Source organism: Streptomyces sp. NRRL WC-3549 (assembly GCF_000721935.1).
GTDB lineage: Bacteria > Actinomycetota > Actinomycetes > Streptomycetales > Streptomycetaceae > Streptomyces.
Window position 1 is genome coordinate 5,065 of sequence record NZ_KL585444.1, and the last position, 8,268, is coordinate 13,332.

The 8,268-nt window shown below is 74.7% G+C and carries 2 protein-coding genes and 1 pseudogene; 1 reads left to right on the plus strand and 2 read right to left on the minus strand.

The window, feature by feature from the left end; translation table 11 throughout:
* A partial coding sequence (locus IH13_RS0134155) for a transketolase family protein (RefSeq protein WP_063837533.1) occupies nt 1-1,787 on the minus strand: 1,787 nt, incomplete at its 3' end.
* Between the two features lie 509 nt (nt 1,788-2,296).
* Here IH13_RS0134155 and IH13_RS0134160 point away from each other — a divergent pair.
* The gene (locus IH13_RS0134160; RefSeq protein ID WP_199814927.1) at nt 2,297-4,123 is read left to right on the plus strand and encodes a SpoIIE family protein phosphatase; all 1,827 of its coding nucleotides are present in this window, start codon (nt 2,297-2,299) and stop codon (nt 4,121-4,123) included.
* Nucleotides 4,124-4,227: 104 nt separating this feature from the next.
* On the opposite strand, the pseudogene IH13_RS0134165 reads toward IH13_RS0134160, so the two are convergent.
* Nucleotides 4,228-8,268: pseudogene (locus tag IH13_RS0134165) on the minus strand (polyketide synthase dehydratase domain-containing protein); the annotation flags it as partial.

The following is an 8,268-nucleotide window of genomic DNA, read 5'->3' on the forward strand; positions in this document are numbered from 1 at the left end:
CCGCCCCCGCCGGCCAGCACGTACGCGCCGCGGGCCGCGCCCTCGGCCGCGGCGAGGGTGCCGTCCCCGCGGTCCAGGACCGGCAGGTTCTGGCGGGTCAGCACCAGGCCGGTGGGCCGGTCGGTGTGCTCCAGGGCCTGCCGCCAGCAGACGGTGGTCTCGTTGGCGTCGGCCGGGCGTACGACGTCCAGCCCGGGGATGGCACGGAGCGCCGCGAGGTGCTCGATGGGCTGGTGGGTGGGGCCGTCCTCGCCCAGGCCGATCGAGTCGTGGGTCCAGACGTAGGTGACGGGCAGGTTCATGAGCGCGGCGAGGCGGACGGCCGGCCGCATGTAGTCGCTGAACGTCAGGAAGGTGCCGCCGTAGGGCCGGGTCAGGCTCTGCAGGGCGATGCCGTTGAGTACGGCGCCCATGGCGTGTTCGCGGATGCCGAAGTGCAGGGTCCGGCCGTAGGGGTTGCCCGTGAACTCCTCGGTCTGCCGGTTCTCCGGGATGAAGGAGGGCTCGCCCTCCATGGTGGTGTTGTTGCTGCCGGCCAGGTCGGCGGAGCCGCCCCACAGTTCCGGCAGCACCGGGGCGAGGGCGGTGAGCACCTCGCCGGACGCCTTGCGGGTGGCCATGCCCTTGGGGTCGGCCGCGAACACGGGCAGGGCGTCCTTCCAGCCGTCGGGCAGCCTCTGCTCCGTCAGGCGGTCCAGCAGGCGGGTCCGTTCCGGGTTGGCGTTCCGCCAGTCCTGGTAGCCCGGTGTCCAGCGCTCGCGTGCCGCCCGGCCGCGCTCCTTGACCGCGCGGGTGTGGGCGAGGACCTCGTCCTCGATGGCGAAGTCGGTGTCCGGGTCGAAGCCGAGCAGCCGCTTGGTCGCGGCGACCTCCTCGTCGCCCAGGGCCGATCCGTGGGCCTTGCCGGTGTTCTGCTTCGTCGGGGCGGGCCAGCCGATGATGGTGCGCAGCATGATCAGGGACGGCCGGGACCGCTCCCGCTTCGCCGCCTCGACGGCGGCCAGCAGCGCGTCGACGTCCTCGACGTAGTCACCCGTGCGCATCCAGTCCACCGTCTGCACGTGCCAGCCGTACGCGGCGAAGCGGGCCGGGACGTCCTCGCTGAAGGAGATGTCGGTGTCGTCCTCGATGGAGATGTGGTTCGAGTCGTAGAACGCCACGAGGTTGCCGAGCTGCTGGTGCCCGGCCAGGGACGCGGCCTCGGACGAGACGCCCTCCATCATGTCGCCGTCGGAGGCCAGGACGTACACGTGGTGGTCGAAGGGGCTGGCTCCGGGGGCCGCGTCCGGGTCGAGCAGACCGCGCTCGCGGCGTCCCGCCATCGCCATGCCGACCGCGGAGCCCATGCCCTGCCCCAGGGGGCCGGTGGTGATCTCCACGCCGCGGGTGTGCCGGTACTCCGGGTGCCCGGGGGTCGCCGAGCCCCAGGTCCGCAGGGCCTGGAGGTCCTCCATCTCCAGGCCGTAGCCGGCCAGGTAGAGCTGGATGTAGAGGGTGAGGCTGCTGTGGCCGCAGGACAGCACGAAGCGGTCCCTGCCCAGCCACTGGTCGTCGGTGGGGTCGTGGCGCATGACCCGCTGGAACAGCAGGTAGGCGAGGGGGGCCAGGCTCATCGCCGTACCGGGGTGCCCGTTGCCCTTCTTCTGTACCGCGTCGGCGGCCAGCACCCGGACGGTGTCCACCGCCCGCAGGTCCACCTCGCGCCACCCCGCCTCGTCGGCCACCGGACGGGGGAGTCGGGGGTCTCGGGACGCGGTGAGACCGGAAGAGGGTTGCTGAGGTGCCATGGTGTTTCGTCTCCCTCGAGATGTCGCTTCTCGGTTCGTGGAACCGGCCCTACGCCTCGTTCCCTCTTTGGCATCCTCGATTCGTTCCGTCGGCCCCGCATCCCGTGGCGGGGCGCGACGGCGCGGTGCGAGCGAGCGCCTGGGGGGCGGATCGCGTCGGCCGCGCACGTTTCCGGCCGCGCCGGTTCCGGTACTCCGCGCGCCGCCCGTCCCCCGGTCCCGAGCGGCGGGGACGGCCCGGCGGATGAATGATGGGCAGACGCAGCGGTGCCGCGGGTGCCGGCCGGCTCCCCCGCCGGGCGGCCCGGACCGCGCTCCGACCCCGAACCGGAAGGGCATGAGCGCATGACCTCCCAGAGCGCCTCTCCTCCGGCGCGCCGCGTACCGCCTTCCGCCCGGGTGCCGTCCCCCGGTGTCCCGGCCTCCCCGACGGTGGCGCGGGGCGTCGGTTCCAAGCCGTCGGGGGTCCTCCGGTGAACGGCGGGGGCGCCGCACCGGAGATCGGTTTCATGCGCACCGTGTTCGACAGTCTGGGCGCGGGTGTCTTCGTCATCGACGCCGCGGGGCGGCTCACCACGGCCAACCCGCGGGCGCGGCGGCTCCTCGGCCGGGCGGACGGCGAGCTGCTCGGCTTCGACATGCACGACCTGCTGCACCGGGGAGCGGACGGCGATGAGGTGCCGCGGAGCGGCTGTCCCGTGCTGTCCGTGCTCGACGACGGCCGGCCGAACGAGGGCAGCGAGGAGTTCCTGCTGCGGGGGGACGGCAGCCTCCTGCCGATCATCTGGGCGGCCACCCCGCTGCGGCACGAAGGCTCCACGGAAGGCGCGGTGGTCGTCTTCCACGACTTCAGCCTGCACCGTGACGCCGCCCGCCAGACCGCGGCCCATCTGGCGGCGCTGGAGGGGCTCACCGCCCGGCTGTCGATGGTGGCGGAGGTCTCGACGGTCCTGATCTCCACCCTGGACGCACCCGACATGCCCGAGATGCTGGACCGGCTGGCCGGGCTGCTGGTGCCCGAGATGGGTGACTGGGCGGCGATCGACGTGCGTACGCCCGGACAGACGGGCGAGTTCCAGCGCATCGCGGTGCACGCTCCCGGCGACGCGGCCGCGGCCGGGGCGCTCCGGGGTCCGCTGCCGCCGCTGCCGGAGTCGTCCCGGTCCGTGATGGCGCGGGCGCTGCGGGGCACACAGCCCGTGGTCCTGGACGCGGAGGCCCTGGCCGAGCGGCCGGCGACGCCGCTCGACACCGCCCACCGGGAGCTGTTCCAGCGCCTGGGCGGCGCCGGCGCCGTGCTGGTGCCGCTGCACACCCGGCGGCAGGTGTACGGCGCGCTGACGGTGGCCCGCACCGCGCCCGGGTCCTCCTACAGCGAGCCGGAACTCCTCGTCCTGGCGGACATCGCCCGGCGGGCCGGTCTCGTGATGGAGGGCGCCGAGCTCTTCGAACAGCAGCGGCACGTCGCGGAGACGATGCAGCGCCAGCTCCTGACCCCGCTGCCGCAGGTCGGCAGCCTGAGGATGGCGGCCCGCTACCTGCCCGCCCAGAGCGCCGCCGAGATCGGCGGGGACTGGTACGACTCCTTCCTGCTCGGCGACGACGTCCTGACGATGGTGATCGGGGACGTCGTGGGGCACGACCTGAAGGCCGCCGCCCACATGGCCGAGGTCCGCAACATGCTGCGCGCCCTGGCCTGGGACCGTACCGAGCCCCCCAGCCTGATCATGCGCCGCCTGGACGAGGCCATGACCCACACCAGTGACGCCCCCATGGCCACCTGTGTCTTCTCCCGCATCGAAGGCCCGGACGAGGGGCCCTGGCGGCTGCACTGGGTCAACGCCGGCCATCCTCCGCCCCTGCTGATCACGGCGGACGGCCACACCCGCTTCCTGGAGGCCGGCCACGGGCCGCTGCTCGGTCTCAGCTCGGCCCTGCACATGGGGCTGGGCTGGCCGGACGCACACGCGGACCTTCCGCCCCGGTCCACCCTCCTGCTGTACACCGACGGCCTCGTCGAGAGCCGCAGCCGTGACATCGAGGCCGGTCTCGCCACCCTGCGCCGGCACGCGGCCGCCCTGGCCCGCCGCGACATCGAGGAGTTCCTCGACGAGCTCCTCGCCCGTATCAGGCCGAGCGGGGACGACGTGGCCCTGCTGGCGCTGCGCATCCCGCCGGCGGGGACGGGGGACGAGCAGCCGCAGCAGCAGGCGCACAGCCCGGCCGCCGCCAACCGCAGCGCTCCCGGCGCCCGGGTCGAGGACACGCCCGTCCGGGACACCTCCGAACCGGTCGCGGCCGAGGACGAGGAGCCGCCGGCGGGGGACGCGGCCTGACGGACCGGGTGCGCCGCTCCGGCCGGGTGTGCCGGCGGGCCCGTGCCCGGCGCTCCGGGGGGCCCGGCTCCGGCGGCCCGGTCGGCGGCCCCTCCACGCGGAGGTCAGCCGCGGTCGCCCCCGAGGCAACGCACGGTGACCTCGTCCCCGCGGCGGACGGCCTGGACGTGGTACGGCCGCCCGGACGCGGTACGGGCGGACCGCAGGTCCTCGCCCACCTCCACCGTGCTCGGGTGCACCCCCGCCAGCCGGCCGACGTGGTTCCTGACGGCGATGACCTCCAGGTGGTCGCGGCCCCGGGAGCCGGGCGGCAGGCCCATGGCGGACGCGACCGTGCCCCTGAGCCAGTCCACCCCGTCGATCTCCTCCGCCGAGACCACCGTCGCCCCGTCGACGGTCCTGCACAGCCCCACTCCCGCCGGGGCCCTCCTGCGCAGGAGGAAGTCCCGGCGCTCGGCCGGGGATGCCCCGGCGAGGGGGCCGACGGACAGCAGGACGCTGACCAGCCGCAGTTGCGCGGCGACCCGCCCGTCCACGCACAGCTGGACGTCGGTCACCGGCATCGGCCTGGAGGTCACCTCGTCGGAGACGAACCCGCCGAAACGGGCCTCGATCGCGACCTCACCGGTCTCCGGTGGCGCCTCGAAGAGCTCCAGGCGGTCGAGCCGGAAGGGGTACCCGATCATGTCCTCGCCGAGGCTGCCGGCCGGAATCGCCTGGAGGAGTGCGTCCATGACGCCCTGGTTCAGGCATCCGGCCGGAACCGTGCCGCCCGCGGCGTCGGCCACGGCGGAGGATCCGGCCGCTCCGACGGCCAGCGACCTCAGGTACCGGAACGCCGGCCCGTGGAACAGCTCGGCCGACGCGTACGGGTCCGGCTGCACCACGGCGTCCGGCAGCGGGGCGAACCGCTCGGGCCGGCCGGCCGGCCGACCGCCCACCAGGACGGTCCCGACGGCCACTTCCTCGAACCGGGACAGTGCGGGGGTCGTCGCCTGACGCCACGTCAGCAGCCGGACCTCCAGCCCCTCCCCCGCGGGCACCACCTCGGTCCGCAGCCGGACCGGACCGGTGAGCGCGATCCAGCGCCGGAGCCGGACGTCGCGCACCGCGACCACCCGCAGGCCGGTGTGGTCCACCGCGGCCTGCGCGAGCCGGTCGACGACCGACATCATCGGCAGCGCGGGGACCGTCCAGGTCGGGCAGTGGTCGCGGGTCCAGGTGTCGACGGCGGGGTCGAGCGTGCCGTGGGCCACCCCGGCCGCCCCGGCCACCTCGGCCACCTCGGCCGCCCCGGACGGAGCGTCTCGGGGCACGACGCGCACGCCGAGGCCGCGCACGTGGTAGAGGCAGAGGCCGTCCGCCCAGAGCCTGGCCTCGGCGAGGGCGTAGGGCCCGCGCGCGTCCTCGCCGGTCTCCAGGACGTCCAGGTCGATGCGGATGAGGCGGTTGGCCGGGGTGACCTGCCCGCGGTACCTCCAGACCACTTCGTGACCGGTCATGACCGGTTCGAAGCGGGGCTGGGGGACCCCGTCGGTGAGACCGCTCTCGATCAGGTGGAACTGGAGCAGCTGGCACATGGCCTCGACGCCGAGGGAGCCCGGCTGCACCGGATCCTGGAAGAAGTGGGCCTTGAAGAACCACTCCCCCGCGTCGACGTCCTTCTCCGAGCGCAGGCGCCCCAGCCCCGCGCTTCCTCCGTCCGGCCAGTATCCGGTGATCCTGTCGATCATCAGCAGCATGGGGCCGGGCAGCCGGGCAGCTCCGCCGAAGTAGCGCGCGGGGCGCGCCGTCAGGTCGACGGCGCGCTCGCACGGGGCCTCCAGTGCGGCCCGGACCTCCTCGGGTGCGGGCAGCCCGGCCTGGTGCTCGAAGGCCGACTGCGGGAAGAACCCGAAGACCGTGGTCAGGGTGAAGACCTCGGCGTCGTCGGCGAAGCACCGGACGGCGAACGACACGATGATCATCTCTCCGGTCCGGGAGATGCTCGTCAGCTCCGCCTCGGTGCGCACGGTCCGCGTCGCCGGCGTGACCTCCCCGGTGACGGTGCCCCGCCCGTCGAGGTTGCGGAAGAGCAGGTCGGTGTCGGTGGAGAGCGGACAGCCGACGTAGGCCGCCATCCATCCGCACGGCTGCAGCGCGACCTCCATGAGCACGGCGAACGGCATGACCCGGTCGCCGTTCTGCTGGAAGTACCAGACCTCGTCCGGCACGTCGTACTCGGCGACCACACGGCCGCCCTGTCGCATGCCCCGCTGCGGACCGTCCACCGAGACGACGCGGGTCATGAAGTGGTACGGCGGCCCGGGCAGCCGCGCGCTCCGGCGGGTGCCGTCGAAGACCCGCGCCGTCGCGCCGAACGCGTCGCTCGGCCTGCCCCAGGCGCACGCCAGCAACGACGGGTAGTCGAAGACGAACCCCTCCCGCTCGGCCACCGTCCCGGCGGGGCGGTGGCCGACGAGTCCGCCGAGCGAGGCGAGGGGTACGGGGGTGCCGCCGGTCTGCTCGATGTGCGGGCCGAGCCGCCGCCAGTGCGACAGGGGCCAGTCCGGTACCAACCGGAGGGCGACGTCCTGCCCGTGGAACGCCTTCACCCCGTCGACGGTGGCCAGGACGTCGGCGTACAGCGTCGGCTCGGGGCCGGCCGAGACGCCGTGCACGAAGACCTCGTACACGATGCGCCTGCTGGCCGGGGTGACCTGCCCGCGGCAGTGGGCGGTGCAGGGCCGCTCCACGGCCGGCTCGAAGCGCCACCCGTCGCGGGTGACGGTGAAGCCGAGGGCCGCCAGGTGGAAGGCCATCGCCTGGAGCCCGGCCTGGAGCATCAGGGTCCCGGGCATGCAGGGGTCGTTCGTGAAGTGCCCCTCGAAGTACCAGTCGTCCGGCGAGACGGGGGTCTCCGCACGGAGGTAGCCGCGGCCCCACGGCCCCCCGGCCGGGTCGAACGCGGTGACCTCGCGCAGGAGTCGCAGCCGGCCGTCGTCCGGCCGGGGCGAGCGCACATGGGCCCGGGTCGTGTCCCAGCCGGGGCCGAAGCAGTCCGCCGGGTCGCCGGCCGTGAAGGCCCGTACCTGGTCGGCGGTGAACGAGGACCGGGTACAGGGCACGGCGGGGGCGTCGTGCGGGACGTCCCCGGCCGGGGAACGGGTGGCGGGGTCCCAGCGCACACCGTCGCTGTCGCCGAGTTCGGCCTTCGTGAAGAAGCCCGCCTGGCCGTTGCGGACGCTCAGCCGGAGTTCGTCTCCGACGTAGCAGTCGTAGTGGAAGAAGAACAGGCGGGTGCCGCCGTGCTCGGCGTGCCGGTCGATGTGGATCTCGTAGCGCAGGGTCTCCCCGGCCTCGGGGCGGCTGCCGTGGTACGTCAGTTCGCAGCCGAGCAGCCGGTAGGCCCGCTCCCCCCGGTTGAGCAGGTCGATCCCGAGCCAGCTGATCAGGAGCAGGTCCGCCTGACCCGCCTCGATCATCAGGGCCGCGGGCATCCGGCCGGTGGGGTCGAGGTACCAGCTGTCGGCGCGCACGTCGGTCTCGGTCCGGATCGTGCCGGTGGCGTGTTCCGGGCCGAACCGGGCCAGCGCCGCGGGGACGGCGTCGATACCGGTGACCCGGTCGACGAGCAGCATCGGCGGTGCGGGCATCCGGGTCTGCACCGGGTACGCGTCCTGCGCGGCGAAGGCGGGGCCGAACAGGGTGGAGACCGGTCCGGAGGCGAGGTGTTCCAGCTGGGCGCGGTCGAACACGGGCCCGGGCGGGGGCGCGGGGCGCCCGGCGGGGGCGGGCGAAGGCGGGCCGGCGGGACGTACGGCGGGAGCCGGCGGGGCGGGGAGCGCGGCTCCTGCCGCCCGGTGGGTGAGGGCGGAGGTGAGCCGGGCCCGGGTCTCCAGGAATCGCTGGTGGACCTGGAGGTGCCGGGCGAGGACGTCCTGGTGCAGGGCGGTCACACGCCGGGTCTGCCGGGCGACGAGCGTGGGCAGGTCGGTGGGGAGCGGCTCGGCGGCGGAGCCGGCAGGCGCGGGCGGGTCCGCAGGGGTCTGGGGCGCGAAGGCGGCAGGCGCGGGCGGGACCGCCGGGACCGGGGGCGCGAACGCGGCGGGCGCGGGCAGGACCGCGGTCGCAGGGGGGCCCGCCGAGACCGGGGGCGCGGAGGC

What these genes read in the sequence shown, in the direction of transcription:
- IH13_RS0134160 (WP_199814927.1), top strand. Translation starts at nt 2,297, where the DNA reads ATGCGCACCGTGTTCGACAGTCTGGGCGCGGGTGTCTTCGTCATCGAC.